Source organism: Streptomyces noursei, from assembly GCF_001646665.1.
In the GTDB taxonomy this organism is placed as follows: Bacteria; Actinomycetota; Actinomycetes; order Streptomycetales; family Streptomycetaceae; genus Streptomyces; species Streptomyces lavendulocolor.
In genome coordinates this window covers 278,142-293,653 of the sequence record NZ_LWBU01000091.1, presented here as the reverse complement: position 1 = coordinate 293,653, position 15,512 = coordinate 278,142, and the positions used below count along the sequence as shown (strand labels likewise).

13 protein-coding genes and 1 pseudogene are annotated in these 15,512 nt (G+C 72.3%); 9 read left to right on the top strand and 5 right to left on the bottom strand.

The genetic code is table 11. The annotated features are described in order from the left end of the window. The 4 genes and pseudogenes from A4V12_RS38440 to A4V12_RS09530 form a co-directional block, all read right to left on the bottom strand. Window positions 1-183: pseudogene (locus A4V12_RS38440) on the bottom strand (hypothetical protein); the annotation flags it as partial. A 753-nt stretch (window positions 184-936) separates the two neighbouring features. Then, window positions 937-1,740 carry a carbohydrate ABC transporter permease gene (locus A4V12_RS09540; protein WP_064068816.1) on the bottom strand — a complete coding sequence of 268 codons (804 nt, stop codon included), beginning with the start codon at window positions 1,738-1,740 and terminating at the stop codon, window positions 937-939. After that, window positions 1,740-2,927, bottom strand: a complete 1,188-nt coding sequence (locus A4V12_RS09535) for a carbohydrate ABC transporter permease (protein ID WP_350498005.1) — start codon at window positions 2,925-2,927, stop codon at window positions 1,740-1,742. Before A4V12_RS09535 ends, A4V12_RS09540 begins: the two co-directional genes overlap by 1 nt. Further along, the gene (locus tag A4V12_RS09530; protein ID WP_064068815.1) at window positions 2,924-4,189 is read right to left on the bottom strand and encodes an ABC transporter substrate-binding protein; all 1,266 of its coding nucleotides are present in this window, start codon (window positions 4,187-4,189) and stop codon (window positions 2,924-2,926) included. The genes A4V12_RS09535 and A4V12_RS09530 overlap by 4 nt, the downstream gene beginning before the upstream one ends. Before the next feature lie 330 nt (window positions 4,190-4,519). Between A4V12_RS09530 and A4V12_RS09525 the strand changes: the two genes are divergently transcribed. From A4V12_RS09525 to A4V12_RS09510, 4 genes are all read left to right on the top strand, one after another. After that, window positions 4,520-4,918, top strand: a complete 399-nt coding sequence (locus A4V12_RS09525; RefSeq protein ID WP_064068814.1) for a cell division protein SepF — start codon at window positions 4,520-4,522, stop codon at window positions 4,916-4,918. A gap of 75 nt (window positions 4,919-4,993) precedes the next feature. Then, window positions 4,994-6,160: an AAA family ATPase gene (locus A4V12_RS09520; RefSeq protein ID WP_064068813.1), complete on the top strand. Its 1,167-nt coding sequence runs from the start codon at window positions 4,994-4,996 to the stop codon at window positions 6,158-6,160. Beyond that, window positions 6,157-6,537, top strand: coding sequence for a nucleotide pyrophosphohydrolase (locus A4V12_RS09515; RefSeq protein ID WP_064068812.1), 381 nt, complete (start codon window positions 6,157-6,159; stop codon window positions 6,535-6,537). Before A4V12_RS09520 ends, A4V12_RS09515 begins: the two co-directional genes overlap by 4 nt. Window positions 6,538-6,662: 125 nt before the next feature. Further along, the gene (locus tag A4V12_RS09510) at window positions 6,663-7,133 is read left to right on the top strand and encodes a DUF6099 family protein (protein ID WP_064068811.1); all 471 of its coding nucleotides are present in this window, start codon (window positions 6,663-6,665) and stop codon (window positions 7,131-7,133) included. 162 nt (window positions 7,134-7,295) lie between these two features. Here the strand turns inward: A4V12_RS09510 and A4V12_RS09505 are convergent, their stop codons facing one another. Then, window positions 7,296-7,499, bottom strand: a complete 204-nt coding sequence (locus A4V12_RS09505) for a hypothetical protein (protein ID WP_064068810.1) — start codon at window positions 7,497-7,499, stop codon at window positions 7,296-7,298. A gap of 227 nt (window positions 7,500-7,726) precedes the next feature. On the opposite strand from A4V12_RS09505, the gene A4V12_RS09500 reads away from it, so the two are divergent. From A4V12_RS09500 to argF, 5 genes are all read left to right on the top strand, one after another. After that, a complete protein-coding gene (locus tag A4V12_RS09500; protein WP_064068809.1) occupies window positions 7,727-8,650 on the top strand; it encodes an LLM class F420-dependent oxidoreductase in 924 nt (307 codons plus the stop codon). A gap of 66 nt (window positions 8,651-8,716) precedes the next feature. Next, window positions 8,717-10,180, top strand: a complete 1,464-nt coding sequence (locus A4V12_RS09495) for a 3' terminal RNA ribose 2'-O-methyltransferase Hen1 (protein WP_064068808.1) — start codon at window positions 8,717-8,719, stop codon at window positions 10,178-10,180. Then, the gene (locus A4V12_RS09490; RefSeq protein WP_064068807.1) at window positions 10,177-12,783 is read left to right on the top strand and encodes a polynucleotide kinase-phosphatase; all 2,607 of its coding nucleotides are present in this window, start codon (window positions 10,177-10,179) and stop codon (window positions 12,781-12,783) included. The genes A4V12_RS09495 and A4V12_RS09490 overlap by 4 nt, the downstream gene beginning before the upstream one ends. A 193-nt stretch (window positions 12,784-12,976) precedes the next feature. After that, the gene (locus A4V12_RS09485) at window positions 12,977-14,215 is read left to right on the top strand and encodes an arginine deiminase (RefSeq protein WP_064068806.1); all 1,239 of its coding nucleotides are present in this window, start codon (window positions 12,977-12,979) and stop codon (window positions 14,213-14,215) included. A gap of 199 nt (window positions 14,216-14,414) precedes the next feature. Then, window positions 14,415-15,419 (top strand): ornithine carbamoyltransferase, encoded by a 1,005-nt coding sequence (argF, locus tag A4V12_RS09480; protein WP_064068805.1) that lies wholly within the window; start codon window positions 14,415-14,417, stop codon window positions 15,417-15,419. Window positions 15,420-15,512: the final 93 nt, after the last annotated feature.

Below are 15,512 nucleotides of genomic sequence, written 5' to 3'. Positions count from 1 at the left end.
GGCGTCGACACGCTGCGTGTCGGTCGTGCCGATCCCGGCCGCCGCGGCCGGTGCGGCCGGCGGAGCCGCCACGGCCGCATGCGGCGCGGCAACCGCCGTGACGGAAGCGAGCGCCGTCGCGGTCACAAACCCCCGGGTGACAGCCCTCCGCACACGAGCGGAGTTCACGTTGCTGATCTTCATGCTGCTTTCGGTCCCCCTGTTGGATCCCGCACGCGGTTCCCCACACGTGTCGGGTGGTCGGAGGCGCAGTCTTGGAGGTCGCTAAGGGGGAGTCAAAGTGGAATTGACACCTCCGTCCGCTGACTTGCTGGTTTGCCCGGTTCACGGGTGACATGGCGCCAATTTTTGACGGAAAGATCGCTTGCGACGCCGACGGAGATACTTGGGAGTAACTCGGAGGCTTGTATTCCGGATGGTGTCCGGCCAGGGGATGCGGCTTCGCGGGATGTGCCCGAGGGCTCGTGGGGCCGGGTTTCACGGGGGTTGTCGCGGCCTGCCGGCCGGTCGGGGTGCGCCGACAGGCGTCGGTGGGGGAGGTGTGAGGAAAAAATGTGGGCCGGTACACATCAATATCGGCCGCTCCGCGAGTGACGTATCATCCCGCGCTCTCGTCGGCCGTGAAACGCCCCCGAGTGCACGGCGACGAACCGGCGGGACGACGCACCGTCCGGCCGGCAGGGCGTCCCGTACCCATACGCGGACGGAGTCGGGGCGACCAGCCATCCGGGACGATGCCGTCCGGGGCGATGCCCTCCGGGCGCCGAGCGTCGTGGCCGGCGCGCTCGGGGAACGGCGGCCGGTCCGGCCCCGGACCGACCGCTGCCCCGGCCCGGTCCGGCCGCGCGCCCGGGCCCGTGCGGTGACGGGTCACCGGGCGGGCGGGCGTGCGGGCCGGTCGCGGCGCGGGGCGGCCGGTGGTGACGGTGCTGGTGGTCAGGACTTCAGGCCGCTGGTGGCGATGGAGTCGGTCAAGTAGCGCTGGAGCAGCCCGAAGACCAGCAGGCACGGGATGACGGTGATCGTGGCGCCGGCCATGATCTGGTTGATCGTCACGTTCTCGCCCTCCAGTGTGGCCAGCCCGACCGTGAGCGTCCGCATCGCCTCGGACTGGCCGATGACCAGGGGCCACAGGAAGTCGTTCCAGTGCCAGAGGAAGACGAACACCCCGAGAGTGGCGAGCACCGGCCGGATCAGCGGCAGCACCACCGTGGTGAAGACGCGCCACTCCGACGCCCCGTCGATCTTCGCCGCCTCGAACAGCTCGTCGGGCAGCTGGACGATGAACTGCCGCATCAGGAAGACCGCCTGCGAGTTCGCCAGCGTCGGCACGATCAGACCCCAGTACGTGTCCACGCCACCCATCTCGGAGACGAGGATGTAGTACGGGATGAGGGTGGCCTGGAACGGCACCATCAGGGTCGCCAGGAACGCCCAGAACAGCACCTCGCGCCCGGGGAAGCGCTTCTTGGCGAACGCGTACCCGGCCATCGACGCGAACAGCAGGATGAGCAGCACCGACACCAGCGAGTAGACGAGCGAGTTGAGCGCCCAGCGGGTGATGTCCGCGCTCTGCAGGACGTCGGTGAAGTTGCGCAGGGACGCCCGGGTGACGTCGAAGGCGCCCGGCAGCGTACGGCCGCCGGGTGGCGCGAACGCCACCAGCACCATGACCACGAAGGGGGTGACGGTCACGAACGCGACCAGGACCAGCAGGACCGGCAGCCTCAGCCGCGCCATCAGTCCTCCTCCCTTCCGATGAGCCGCCGCTGGATGAGCGAGAAGACGAGGACGATCAGGAAGAGCACCAGACCCAGCGCGCTCGCGTAGCCGAAGTCGAAGAACTTGAAGCCCGAGTCGTAGAGGAAGTACACGAGCGAGTAGCTGGCCCGCACCGGGCCGCCGGCCGTCATCACGTACATCGCGTCGAACACCTGGAAGGCCTGGATGGCCTCGATGACGAGGACGAAGAACAGGACGGGCCGCAACAGGGGCAGCGTCACCCAGCGGAAGCGCTGCCAGGCGCTCGCGCCGTCGATGGTGGCCGCTTCGGCGACCTCGCGCGGGATGGACTGGAGCCCGGCGAGGAGGATCAGCATCGAGTACCCGAAGCCCTTCCAGGCGGAGGCCGCGGCGATGGACGGCAGGACGAGGGACTCGTCGCCGAGGAAGTCGACCGGGCCGGCGCCGAGGACACCGAGGGCCGCGTTGATCAGTCCGTCCTCCACCTCGTAGATCCACTTCCAGATGACCGCGGCCAGCACGATGCTCGTGACGTACGGGAGGAAGAACAGGCCGCGGAAGAAGCCGCGCAGCCAGAGCGTGCGGTGCAGCAGCACGGCCGTGCCGAGGGCGAGCAGCACGGTCATCGGCACGTACAGCGCGGTGTAGACGGCGGTGACGCCGAGGCTCTCCCAGAACAGGTCGTCCTGGAGGAGCCGGGTGTAGTTGCCCGCGCCGATGAACGTCCACTCGCCGCTGAGCCGGTAGTCGGTGAGGGACAGGAACGCGGCACCCAGCGTGGGACCGAACCGGAACACCAGGAACAGCACGAGCATCGGCGCCACGAACGCCAGCCCCACCAGGGCCTCCCGCCGCCGCACGGGACTGCGCCGGCCACCCCCTCGCGCCCCGCCCGCCGGGCGGGCACCCGCGCCCGGCGGGGCACCGGGGCCGGCGACACCGCCGGGCGGGGCGCCCGGACGGGGGCGGCCGTCCACCGCGCCGGTGCCCGGCGGCGTCCCCGCCAGGGCGCCCGGCGCGGCCTCCGGCGCGGCGCCCGCCAGGGCTGCGGGTGCCGCGCCCGTGCCCGGCGGGGAACCGTCCGGCGTCGGGGGGCGCGCCGTGGCGCCCCGCCACGTGGGGGTGCCGGCCTTCGAGGGCTCCGGCTCGTCGGGGGACGCCTCGCGCGGCTCGACCTTGCTCAACGCTGCCGCGCCAGCAGGTCGTCGCCCTCCTTGGCCGCTGCCTCCAGCGCCTGCTCAGGAGTCTTCTTGCCGGTCAGCGCGGCCTGGATCTCCGGTGTGACGAGCGCCATCAGCTGGCGCGCCGCGGGGTGCGGCTCTCCTGGGAACGTGTGGGCCAGGGCCGCCTCGTACTCCTTCGCGAAGGCACTCTCGTGGGGGACCGAGACGTCCGTGCGCGGGGAGAAGAACCCGCCCGCCCTGCCCATGGACGCGATCTGCGCGGGCTCGGTCATGTAGGCGACGAACTTCTCCGCCCCCGCCAGGTTCTTCGTCCGCGCGTTGATCCCCAGGCCGCCCGGCATGCCGAAGCAGACCTGCTTCTTGGGCCCGGCGAGGGCGGGGCCGACGATCACATTGCCCTTGCCCCAGGTCTTCTCGGCGAGCGCCGCGTCGGAGGGCGTGTTGGTGTAACCCATCGCCACCTGCTCCTTGCCCAGCGCGTGGTCGGTGAACAGGTTGGCGTTGGTCAGCGCGGACCGGGGCACGGAGCCGCTCTTGTAGAGGTCGACGAGGAAGGTGAGCGCCTCGACGCCCTCCGGGCTGTTGAACGCGGTCTTCTTGCCGCTCTCGTCGAAGACCCGGCCCCCCGCCTGCCACAGCAGCGGATAGAAGCTCATGTTGAGGGAGGCCTCGTTGCTCGCCGAGTAGTCGAGGGTGGCGACGCCTGCCTGCTTCAGCTTCGGGGCTGCGGCCCTCAGGGCGTCCCAGGTGGTGGGAGGCTCCTTTATCCCCGCCTTGTCCAGCAGCTTCTTGTTGTAGAGCGTGCTGGTCACCGTGTGGTAGATCGGAGCCGCGTAGACCTTGCCGTCCTGGGTCATCGCCTCCAGGGCGGCGGGGCGGAACGCGCTCCGCGACTTCTCGATGGCCCGGTCGACCGGCTGCACGGCGCCGTTCGCCTGGAACTGGGGGATCTGGTCCGGGCCGAGCAGCACCACGTCGGGGCCCTTGCCGCTGCCGAAGGCGGTGGCCAGCTTCTGGTCCCGGTTCTCCCAGGGCAGCTGCTCGATGGTGAGATCGAGGTTCTTCTGGGCCGCTTCGAAGCCCTTCTCGATGCCGTCCCAGTACGCGGCATTGGCCTTCGGATCCATGATCACCGGATACATCCAGACGGTGACCTTGTTCGCTGCCGAACCGCTGTCGCCGCTGTTGCAGCCGGCCGCGGTGAGCGCGGTGAGAGTGAGGAGAGCGAGAGGAACGGTGGCGCGCTTGAACCCTGTCTTCATGCTGGGCCTCCGGAAGGCCTGTCAAAACCTGGACAGTTTCGGCCTGGGCCGAAAGTAGCTGGGCTGTTTTGCACTGTCAATGCTGCGCGGCCGCGCCGCCCATGGCCACCCGGCAGGCCACCGTGACGGCCCTGGGGAGAGCCACCCACTCGTTCGGACGACACGTCAGCTCGTTTGCACGTGACCGGAGAGGACGGAGCGTCAGATCGGGTACGCGCACCTCGCCGGTGCGTGCTCCCGGCGCCCCGTCCGGTCCGCGGCCGGCCGGTCGGCGCAGGTGGCGCCGTGTCGCAGTTGGGCCGAACGGGTGAGGGAGGCGAGGATAGGCGTATGAGTAGGTACGAGAGGTACGACGTCACCGACGAACAGTGGGAGGGCCTGGCGCAGGTCGTCCCGCTGCGGGGGCGCAACGAGTGGCCGTCCAGGGTCGACCACAGCACGATCCCCCAGGACTACGAGGCCGCCGAGCAGCGCCGCATGGTCGTCCTGCGGGTGCAGGTCTTCGCCGACGCCCGGGAGGTCGCCGAGTACCTGATCGCGCAGATCCCGGTACTGCTGGACCTGACCGCGGCCGACGCGGACGTCGCCAAGCGGATCCTGGACTTCAGCAGCGGTGTCGTCTTCGGTCTCGGCAGCGGGATGCACCGCGTCGACCGGAACGTCTTCCTGCTGGCCCCGGCCGGTACGGAGGTCGAGGGCGCCGCCGCCGCGGCGGTTCCGCATTCCTAGACGGGTTCCCTCATTCGTAGGAAGGCTGTTCGGGCGGAACGGTTCAGCACAAAACCGTCCTCATACGGTCCGAGCATGCACGCAACCCGCCCCGCCCCCGCCGCGGCGCCCACCCTCCCGCCCACCCGTCCCACCGTCACGGAACTGCGGCTGTCCGCATTCAAGGCACATCGCGGCGCCGCCTTCCGGCTCGCGCCGGTGACGCTCTTCGCGGGGGCGAGCGGCACCGGCAAATCGAGCGCGTTACAGGCGTACGAAGCACTCGCCCTGCTCGGCGCGGGCGCCACGCTCGACAGCGCCTTCCCCGATCCCGCCGGCTGCGTACCGGTACGCGCGGAGGCCGACGCGGAGGGGCGGCGCGGCTTCCGGATCGGCTGCACGGTGGACGGCCCGGCCGGGCCCGTGCGCCTCGACCTGGCCGTCCAGGCCGAGCCGGACCTGAGGGTCGTCGGCGAGCGGCTGACCGGCGGCGACGGGCGGACACTGCTCACCACGGCGCTGCGCGACCCCGGCCGCGGCACCGTGCAGGCCGAGTGGCACACCGCCGGCTCGGTGCCGGTCACCCGCGCCCCGCTCCCCGGCGACCGGCTCGGCACCGCGCTGCTGCCGCTGCGCGTGGCGGGCAAGACGGAGGGACAGCGCCATGTGCTGGCCGCCGCCGAGCAGGTCGTGGTGGCCCTGCGGTCCGTGTTCCCCTGCGACCCGCAGCCGCAGCGGATGCGGGCCCCCGTGGCCCCGGGCGACGGACGGCTGCGCCGCGGCTGCGACAACCTCGCCGAGGTCCTCCACCGCACGCGCACCGGCTGCCCGCGCCGCCACGCCCGGCTGGCCGCCGTCGCCCGAGCGGGCTGCGCGGGCCCGGTCAAGGACCTGGACGTCGAGGAGCTCGCCGACGGGACGGTCCGGGCGGTCCTCGGGCGCGGCACGGAAGCGGGGATGCCTGTCGGCGCGCTCGGCGAGGGCGAGCTGCGCTACCTGGCGCTCGCACTGGTGCTGCTCACCGGCCCCGGCGTGCTGGCCATGGACCCGGCGGCCGAGGTGCCCCACGCCATGCAGACGCTCACCGTGCTCGCCGACGGCCTCGACCGGGGCCTGGACCGGCGCCAGATCCGCGAACTGGCCGGTCTGGCGGCGCAGATCTGCGCCGACGGGCACATCCGGCTGGTGGGGACGGTCGGCGAGGCGGGAGCGAGGGCCGCCCGCGGGCGGGCCGGCGTGACGGTGGTAGACCTGAACCCGTGACGGAACCGGATGTGCAGGGATTGCAGCGCAGGCTCGCCGAGTTCGCGGCCTCGCGGGAGTGGCAGCCGTACCACACGCCGAAGAACCTGGCGGCGGCGCTGAGCGTGGAGGCGGCCGAACTGCTGGAGATCTTCCAGTGGTTGACGCCCGAGGAGGCCGCCCGGGTGATGGACGACCCGGACACGGCGCACCGGGTGGCGGACGAGGTGGCCGACGTCCTGGCCTATCTCCTCCAGTTCTGCGGCGCGCTGGGCGTCGATCCGCTGGCGGCGCTGTCCGCGAAGATCGACCGAAACGAGGCCCGGTTCCCCGTCGGACGCCCGCCGGGGCGGGCCGCCAGGGCGTCGAAGGAGCCCGATCGTCACTCTACGGAGTGATCGACTTATTCACACTGAGCTTCCTGTCCACAGATTTCCGAATTCCCCTGGCTTTTGGGTCGGTTCACCTTCACTCTGGGTAGTGAGTATATGGGCGGACAGTCGTACGAACGGGGGCGGCGTACATGGAAGCGGAGCGGCTCATCGCGACCGGCCGGCGCACCCTGGCGGACAGCCGGGTGGCGTCGGACATCGTGGAGGAGGCCTGGCAGGCGCAGATGCTCGCACAGGCGATCGGAAACCACCTGGCACTGACCGGACCGGCCGAGCTGAGGGGCGAGGCGCGGGAGCTCGCCGAGACGGGCAGCCGGGGCGGTGCGTGCCCGGCCCACCCGGCACGCGCACTGCGGCTCTCCGGCATCGGGAACGTGCGGGGCGCATTACTGGGCCTCGGGGCGCTGCTGGGGGAGGTCGGCATCGCCCTCGTCGGCGTCGCCTGCGCCACCGACGAGGAGGGCCTGTACTGGCAGTGCATCGAGGCCATCGACGCTGCGGACGAGGCCGGGGACCGGGTGCGCGTGATGCTCCGCCGCCTCGTGATCCGTGAACACGCCAGACCCCCCGACCCGGCGGACTCGGCAGCGGGCTCCTTCTGACCGTGGCACACGCGGGACCACGGGACCGGGACGGGACGGCACGGGCCGCGCGCCGCACCCCCGTGCCCTCGCGGCCCGCTCCACCGTGAGCCGCCCGCCGCCGCACCGGCCGCACCGGCCGCACCGGACGGCCCCACAGGGCGGCGGCAGGGGGAGCGGGGGTCAGAGGGCGGTGGGGCCGGGGCTCGGGACGGGGGGCGCGGGGGCGACCGGGTCGCAGGACGGGAGGCGGTCGGCCGAGGACTGCAGGTCGGCGTCGAGCTGGGTCAGGTCGGCCGAGAGCGCCGCCATCAACTCCTCCATCCGCCGCAGCAGGCCCTTCGGGTGCTCCGGTGCGGCCCCTTCGGGCACGGCTTCCTGGGACATGGCGGCCTCCTCGGCCCGGGCCCTTCCCGACGGGACAGGGCGACACGTGAGAACGACGCGCCGGCATCCGCCGCCGGCGCGCGGGCCGGGCGGTCCGGCTCCGCCCGAGCCAACGACGCGTGCGGGCCGGGAGTCACTGGCGGCGACGGCCCGAGGCGCCGGTTCCCCCAGGTTCACCCGGCCGGTGAGGAGAGGTTGACGATCACCCGACGGTGCAGGATGGAGGTATGGATCTTCGAATCTTCACCGAGCCCCAGCAAGGGGCCGACTACGACACCCTGCTGGCCGTCGCCAAGGCCACCGAGGACCTCGGCTTCGACGCCTTCTTCCGGTCGGACCACTACGTGCGGATGGGGTCGGGCGACGGGCTGCCCGGGCCGACGGACGCCTGGATCACCCTGGCCGGGCTCGCCCGGGAGACCAAGCGGATCCGGCTCGGCACCCTGATGACCGCCGCGACTTTCCGGCTGCCCGGGGTGCTGGCCATCCAGGTCGCCCAGGTCGACCGGATGTCCGGCGGGCGCGTCGAACTCGGTCTCGGTGCCGGCTGGTTCGAGGAGGAGCACAAGGCGTACGGCATCCCCTTCCCCGAGGAGAAGTTCGCCCGCCTGGAGGAGCAACTGGAGATCATCACGGGCCTGTGGGGCACGGAGACCGGGCGGACGTTCTCGTACGACGGGACGTTCTACCAGCTCACCGACTCACCCGCGCTGCCCAAGCCCGCCCGGGCCAAGGTGCCGGTCCTCATCGGCGGGCACGGGGCGAAGCGCACCCCGCGGCTGGCGGCACGGTACGCGGACGAGTTCAACATCCCGTTCGCCTCGCTGGAGGACAGCGAGCGGCAGTTCGGCCGGGTGCGGGCGGCCGCGGAGGCGGCCGGGCGCCGGGCGGACGACCTGGTGTACTCCAACGCGCTCGTCGTCTGCGTGGGCAAGGACGACACCGAGGTGGCCCGCCGCGCGGCGGCCATCGGACGGGAGGTGGAGGAACTCAAGGCGAACGGTCTGGCCGGCTCGCCCGGTGAAGTCGTCGACAAGATCGGCAGGTACGGGGCGCTCGGGTCCTCCCGCATCTACCTCCAGGTGCTCGACCTGGACGACCTCGACCACCTGGAGCTGATCTCCTCCCAGGTCATGTCCCAGCTCGGCTGAACCGGACCCCCGACCGGCGGGGAAAACCGCTGGTCGGGCCATGCCCGGCAGGCAATACTCGGACGTGTGTTCCTGACGATCAGTACGACCGGTAGCCCGCGACGTCCCGCCACCGACCTCGGATTCCTGCTGCACAAGCATCCCGACAAGGCGCAGGCGTTCTCCACCTCGCACGGCACGGCGCACGTCTTCTACCCGGAGGCGTCCGCCGAGCGCTGCACCGCGGCGCTGCTGCTGGAGGTGGACCCCGTCGCGCTGGTCCGGCGCGGCCGGGGCAAGGGCCGCGGCGGCGCACCCGACGCGGCGCTCGCCCAGTACGTCAACGACCGGCCGTACGCCGCCTCGTCGCTGCTGTCCGTCGCGATGAGCACGGTCTTCAAGAGCGCGCTGCGCGGCGTCTGCGCCGCCCTGCCCGAGCGGGCGGCAGAGCCGCTGCCGCTGCGGATCGAGATCCCGGCGCTGCCCGCGCGGGGCGGTGCCGACCTGGTGCGCGCGCTCTTCGGGCCGCTGGGCTGGACGACGGTCGACGCGGAGCCGGTGGTGCTGGACGAGCGGTTCCCGCAGTGGGGCGACTCGCGTTACGTACGGCTGGTGCTGGAGGGGGAGCTGCGGCTCGCCGACGCCCTGCGGCACCTGTACGTCCTGCTGCCCGTCCTCGACGACGCCAAGCACTACTGGGTGGCGCCCGACGAGGTCGACAAGCTGCTGCGGGCCGGCGAGGGCTGGCTGGCCGACCACCCCGAGCACAAGCTGATCACCAGCCGCTACCTGTCGCGCCGCTGGGGCCTGACCCGTGCGGCGATGGAGCGCCTGGAACTGGTCCGGCTCGCCGAGGCCGACGACCTGGACGTCGAGGACGTCGACAACGCCGTCGACGAGACCACCGACACGGACGACCGGCCGGTGCCGCTCGCCGAGCAGCGCCGTGAGGCGATCCTGCGGGTGCTGCGCGAGGCGGGGGCGAGCAGGGTGCTCGACCTGGGCTGTGGCCAGGGCCAGCTGGTGCAGGCGCTGCTGAAGGACGTCCGCTTCACCGACGTCGTGGGTGTCGACGTGTCCGTACGGGCGCTGACCGTCGCCGCGCGGCGGCTGCGGCTGGAGCGTATGGGGGAGCGGCAGGCCGGCCGGGTGAACCTGCTCCAGAGCTCCCTCACGTACACCGACAAGCGTCTGAAGGGCTATGACGCGGCCGTGCTCAGCGAGGTCGTCGAGCACCTCGACCTGCCGCGCCTGCCGGCACTGGAGTACGCGGTGTTCGGCTCGGCCCGGCCGGGGACGGTGGTCGTGACGACGCCGAACGTCGAGTACAACGTGCGCTGGGAGACGCTGCCCGCCGGGCACGTCCGCCACGGCGACCACCGCTTCGAGTGGACGCGCGAGGAGTTCTGCCGCTGGGCGCGGCAGGTGGGCGAGCGCCACGGGTACGGCGTGGAGTTCGTGCCCGTCGGGCCGGACGACCCGGAGGTCGGACCGCCCACGCAGATGGCCGTGTTCACCCTGGCCGCCGCAGACGAGGAGAAGGCCGCATGACCGAGACCGCGACCACGGGCAGCCGCAGGCTGCCGGTCACCGACCTGTCCCTCGTCGTCCTCATCGGCGCCACCGGCTCCGGCAAGTCGACGTTCGCGCGCAAGCACTTCAAGCCGACCGAGATCATCTCCTCGGACTTCTGCCGGGGGCTGGTCGCCGACGACGAGAACGACCAGAGCGCGAGCGGTGACGCCTTCGACGTCCTGCACTACATCGCCGGCAAGCGCCTGGCCGCCGGCCGGCTGACCGTCGTCGACGCGACCAGCGTCCAGCAGGAGAGCCGGCGGCAGCTGGTGCGGCTGGCCCGCGAGCACGACGTCCTGCCCATCGCGATCGTCCTCGACCTGCCCGAGGAGGTGTGCGCCGAGCGCAACGCCGCCCGGCCCGACCGGGCGCACCTGCCCCGCCACGTCATCCAGCGCCACCGCCGCGAGCTGCGGCGCTCGCTGCGCGGTCTGGAGCGGGAGGGCTTCCGCAAGGTGCACGTCCTGCGGAGCGTGGCGGAGGTGGAGTCCGCCGAGGTGGTCCTGGAGAAGCGGTTCAACGACCTGCGCCACCTCACCGGCCCCTTCGACATCATCGGTGACATCCACGGGTGCAGTCGTGAGCTGGAGGCCCTGCTCGCCAAGCTCGGTTACGTGGACGGGACGCACCCCGAGGGGCGTACGGCGGTCTTCGTCGGTGACCTCGTCGACCGGGGCCCGGACAGCCCCGGCGTCCTGCGCCGCGTCATGGGCATGGTCGCGTCCGGCGACGCGCTCTGCGTGCCCGGCAACCACGAGAACAAGCTGGGGCGCTGGCTCGCGGGCCGCAAGGTCCAGCCGACGCACGGGCTCGCCGAGACGATCGAGCAGCTGGAGGGCGAGAGCGAGGAGTTCCGCGCCCGGGTGCGGGAGTTCATCGACGGGCTCGTCAGCCACTACGTCCTCGACGGGGGCCGGCTCGTCGTCTGCCACGCCGGGCTCCCGGAGAAGTACCACGGCCGTACGTCCGGGCGGGTGCGGTCGCACGCCCTGTACGGCGACACCACCGGTGAGACCGACGAGTTCGGGCTGCCGGTGCGCTACCCGTGGGCTGAGGACTACCGGGGCCGCGCGGCGGTGGTGTACGGCCACACCCCGGTGCCGAACACCTCATGGATCAACAACACCATCTGCCTGGACACCGGCGCGGTGTTCGGCGGGAAGATGACCGCGCTGCGCTGGCCGGAGCGCGAACTCGTCGACGTACCCGCCGAGAAGGTCTGGTACGAGCCGGTCAGGCCGCTGGTCACGGAGGCGCCCGGCGGGCACCAGGGCCGGCCGCTCGATCTGGCGGACGTGCACGGGCGCCGGGTCGTCGAGACGCGGTACGCGGGCAACATCGGCGTGCGCGAGGAGAACGCGGCCGCCGCGCTGGAGGTCATGAGCCGGTTCGCGGTGGACCCGCGGATGCTGGCGTACCTGCCGCCGACGATGGCCCCCACGGCCACGTCCAGGGAGGACGGCTTCCTGGAGCACCCGGCGGAGGCGTTCGCGCAGTACCGCTCCGACGGGATCGAGCGGGTCGTGTGCGAGGAGAAGCACATGGGCTCGCGGGCGGTGGCGCTGGTGTGCCGGGACGCGGACGCGGCGCGGGAGCGGTTCGGGACGGACGGTCCGACGGGTGTCATCCACACGCGTACCGGGCGGCCGTTCTTCGACGACCCGGCGATGACGGAGCAGGTCCTGGACCGGCTGCGGGCGGCCATCGGGGCCGCCGGGCTCTGGGACGAGCCGGCGGCTTCCGGCGGTTCCTCCGACAGCGCCTCCACCAGCGCTTCCGGCAGCGCGTCGGGCACGGCCGACTGGCTGCTGCTGGACGGTGAGCTGATGCCGTGGTCGTTCAAGTCGTCCGGCCTGCTGCGCTCGCAGTACGCGGCGGTCGGCGCCGCCTCGGGCGCGGTGTTCCCGGGCGCGGTCGCGGCGCTGGAGGCGGCGGTGGGCCGGGGCGTCGACGTGGCCGGGCTGCTGGGGCGGCAGCGGGAGCGCGCGGCGGACGCGGCGGCGTTCACCGAGGCGTACCGGCGCTACTGCTGGGACACGGACGGGCTCGCGGGCGTGCGGTTCGCGCCGTTCCAGATCCTCGCCGCGCAGGGCCGCCTCCTGGCGGGCGTCCCGCACGACGAGCAGCTGGCGTGGCTGGACCGGCTGGTGGAGCACGATCCGACCGGGCTGCTCCAGGCCACGCGCCGGCTCGTCGTCGAGACGGGCGACGAGGCGTCGGTCCGTGCCGGTGTCGACTGGTGGCTGGAGCTGACGGGCGCGGGCGGCGAGGGCATGGTCGTCAAGCCGCTCCGGGCCCTGGCGCGCGACGGCAAGGGGCGGCTGGTGCAGCCGGGCATCAAGGTGCGCGGCCGGGAGTACCTGCGGATCATCTACGGTCCGGAGTACACGCGTCCGGAGAACCTGGTCCGGCTGCGCGAGCGCCACCTCGGCCACAAGCGGTCGCTCGCCCTGCGCGAGTACGCCCTCGGCCTGGAAGCCCTCGCCCGGCTCGCCGACGGCGAACCGCTGTGGCGCGTCCACGAGGCGGTCTTCGCCGTGCTGGCCCTGGAGTCGGAGCCGGTCGACCCGCGCCTCTGACGCCCCGAGGTGCCCCCGGTGGGGGCGCCCCGGCGTGGCCCGGCCGGTGCGCACCGGCCGGGCGCCGGCGCGTCCGTCCCCTTCGTCCGCTGCGCCCGGTTCGCGGGTCGGTGGCCGGGCGGGGGAGGCGGGAGTCGCGGGATGTCCGGTCGGTTCGTGGGTGAAGTGGGGCTTACGCGGTGAGGATGGAGGCATGGGATTCCATGTCGATTCCGAGACCGGGCGGCTCCGCCGCGTCATCCTGCACCGGCCGGATCTGGAGCTGAAGCGGCTGACGCCCACCAACAAGGACGCGCTGCTCTTCGACGACGTGCTCTGGGTACGGCGGGCCCGGCAGGAGCACGACGGGTTCGCCGACGTGCTGCGCGACCGGGGCGTGGAGGTGCACCTCGTCGGCGACCTGCTGCGCGAGGCGCTGGAGATCCCGGCGGCCAGGAAGCTCGTCCTGGACCGGGTCTTCGACGAGAAGGAGTACGGCCCGCTCGCCACCGACCACATAAGGGCGGTGTTCGACGGCATGGACACCGGAGCGCTGGTGGAGGCGCTGATCGGCGGGATGACGAAGCGTGACTTCCTGGCCGGTCACTCCGAGCCGACGTCCGTCCGGTTCCATGTGATGGACCTGGACGACTTCCTGCTGCCGCCGCTGCCGAACCACCTCTTCACCCGCGACACCTCGGCCTGGATCTACGACGGCGTGTCCATCAACGCCATGCGCTGGCCCGCCAGGCAGCGCGAGACCGTCCACTTCGAGGCCATCTACAAGCACCATCCCCTCTTCACCGGCCCCGACGCCGGAACGTTCCACCACTGGTCGGAGGGGCAGGACGACTACCCGTCCACCATCGAGGGCGGTGACGTGCTGGTCATCGGCAACGGCGCGGTGCTGATCGGGATGAGCGAGCGCACCACGCCCCAGGCGGTGGAGATGCTGGCCCGCGGGCTGTTCGCCGCCGGCTCCGCCCACACCATCGTGGCGCTGGACATGCCGAAGAGCCGGGCGTTCATGCACCTGGACACGGTCATGACGATGGTCGCGCACGACACGTTCACCCAGTACGCGGGACTCGGCATGCTCCGCTCGTACACCATCGAACCGGGCGACGGGCACCGTGCGCTGAAGGTCACCGACCACCCGCCGCAGCACATGCACAGCGCCATCGCCGCGGCGCTCGGCCTCCCGGCGATCCGGGTGCTGACCGCGACGCAGGACGTGCACGCGGCGGAGCGCGAGCAGTGGGACGACGGGTGCAACGTCCTGGCGGTGGAGCCGGGCGTGGTCGTCGCGTACGAGCGCAACGTCACCACCAACACCCACCTGCGCAGGGAGGGCATCGAGGTGATCGAGATCCCGGGCAGCGAGCTGGGGCGGGGGCGCGGCGGCCCCCGCTGCATGAGCTGTCCGGTCGTGCGCGACGCCGCCCCCCGGTAGGCCGGGCCCGGGCGGGGTGGCGCCCGCCCGGGCGGCCCGCCTCGCGGACCACCGGCACTCCGACGGAGACTGGTCCCCCGGAGACGGGAGGCCGCTCGGGCGTCCCCCGGGCGGGAGGTCGCACAGGCGTCCGCATACAAATGTGGGTGCTCGTATAGACTTCCACGAGTCCCCGTATCCGGAACCCAGGAGCGCCCCCATGGCCACCGACCTCACCGGCCGCCACTTCCTCAAGGAGCTGGACTTCACCGCCGAGGAGTTCCGCAGCCTGATCGACCTGGCCGCCGAACTCAAGGCGGCCAAGAAGGCGGGCGCGGAGGTCCAGCGGCTGCGCGGCAGGAACATCGCCCTGATCTTCGAGAAGTCGTCGACCCGTACGCGCTGCGCGTTCGAGGTGGCCGCGGCCGACCAGGGGGCGTCCACCACCTACCTCGACGCCGCCGGGTCCCACATCGGCAAGAAGGAGTCCGCCAAGGACACCGCCCGCGTCCTCGGCCGGATGTTCGACGCCATCGAGTTCCGGGGGGACGCCCAGGCCACCGTGGAGGAGCTGGCTGCCCACGCCGGCGTGCCCGTGTACAACGGCCTCACCGACGACTGGCACCCCACCCAGATGCTCGCCGACGTGCTCACGATGACGGAGCACACCGACAAGCCGCTGGAGACGGTCGCGTTCGCCTACCTCGGCGACGGCCGCTACAACATGGGCAACTCCTACCTGGTCACCGGCGCGCTGCTCGGGATGGACGTCCGGATCGTGGCGCCGAGGGCCTACTGGCCGGCCGACGACGTCGTGGCGCGCGCCCGCGAGCTGGCCGCCACCAGTGGCGCACGGGTGACGCTCACCGAGGACATCGCCGAGGGCGTGCGGGGGGCCGACTTCGTCGCCACCGACGTGTGGGTCTCCATGGGCGAGCCGGCGGAGGTCTGGGACGAGCGCATCGCCGCCCTCGCCCCGTACGCCGTGACCATGGACGTGCTGCGCGCCACCGGGAACCCGGGGGTGAGGTTCCTGCACTGCCTGCCGGCCTTCCACGACCTGGGCACCGCCGTCGGCCGCGAGATCCACGAGCGCCACGGGCTGACCGAGCTGGAGGTCACGGACGAGGTCTTCGAGTCGGAGCACTCGGTCGTCTTCGACGAGGCCGAGAACCGGATGCACACGATCAAGGCCGTCATGGTCGCCACGCTCGGCGGCGCCTGACCCGCCGGGGATCCGCGGTGCGGCATGGCAATACGCCCGATGGGGTGAATATGCGGTGTGGCGGTTAATATCGGGACACATGGTGGGGTTCGG

Bases quoted from the DNA above. Each gene is read 5' to 3' on its own strand.
- A4V12_RS09540 (WP_064068816.1), bottom strand. From the start codon at position 1,740: ATGGCGCGGCTGAGGCTGCCGGTCCTGCTGGTCCTGGTCGCGTTCGTG.
- A4V12_RS09530 (WP_064068815.1), bottom strand. From the start codon at position 4,189: ATGAAGACAGGGTTCAAGCGCGCCACCGTTCCTCTCGCTCTCCTCACT.
- A4V12_RS09525 (WP_064068814.1), top strand. From the start codon at position 4,520: ATGAGTAGGTACGAGAGGTACGACGTCACCGACGAACAGTGGGAGGGC.
- A4V12_RS09520 (WP_064068813.1), top strand. From the start codon at position 4,994: ATGCACGCAACCCGCCCCGCCCCCGCCGCGGCGCCCACCCTCCCGCCC.
- A4V12_RS09510 (WP_064068811.1), top strand. From the start codon at position 6,663: ATGGAAGCGGAGCGGCTCATCGCGACCGGCCGGCGCACCCTGGCGGAC.
- A4V12_RS09505 (WP_064068810.1), bottom strand. From the start codon at position 7,499: ATGTCCCAGGAAGCCGTGCCCGAAGGGGCCGCACCGGAGCACCCGAAG.
- A4V12_RS09500 (WP_064068809.1), top strand. From the start codon at position 7,727: ATGGATCTTCGAATCTTCACCGAGCCCCAGCAAGGGGCCGACTACGAC.
- A4V12_RS09490 (WP_064068807.1), top strand. From the start codon at position 10,177: ATGACCGAGACCGCGACCACGGGCAGCCGCAGGCTGCCGGTCACCGAC.
- A4V12_RS09485 (WP_064068806.1), top strand. From the start codon at position 12,977: ATGGGATTCCATGTCGATTCCGAGACCGGGCGGCTCCGCCGCGTCATC.
- argF (WP_064068805.1), top strand. From the start codon at position 14,415: ATGGCCACCGACCTCACCGGCCGCCACTTCCTCAAGGAGCTGGACTTC.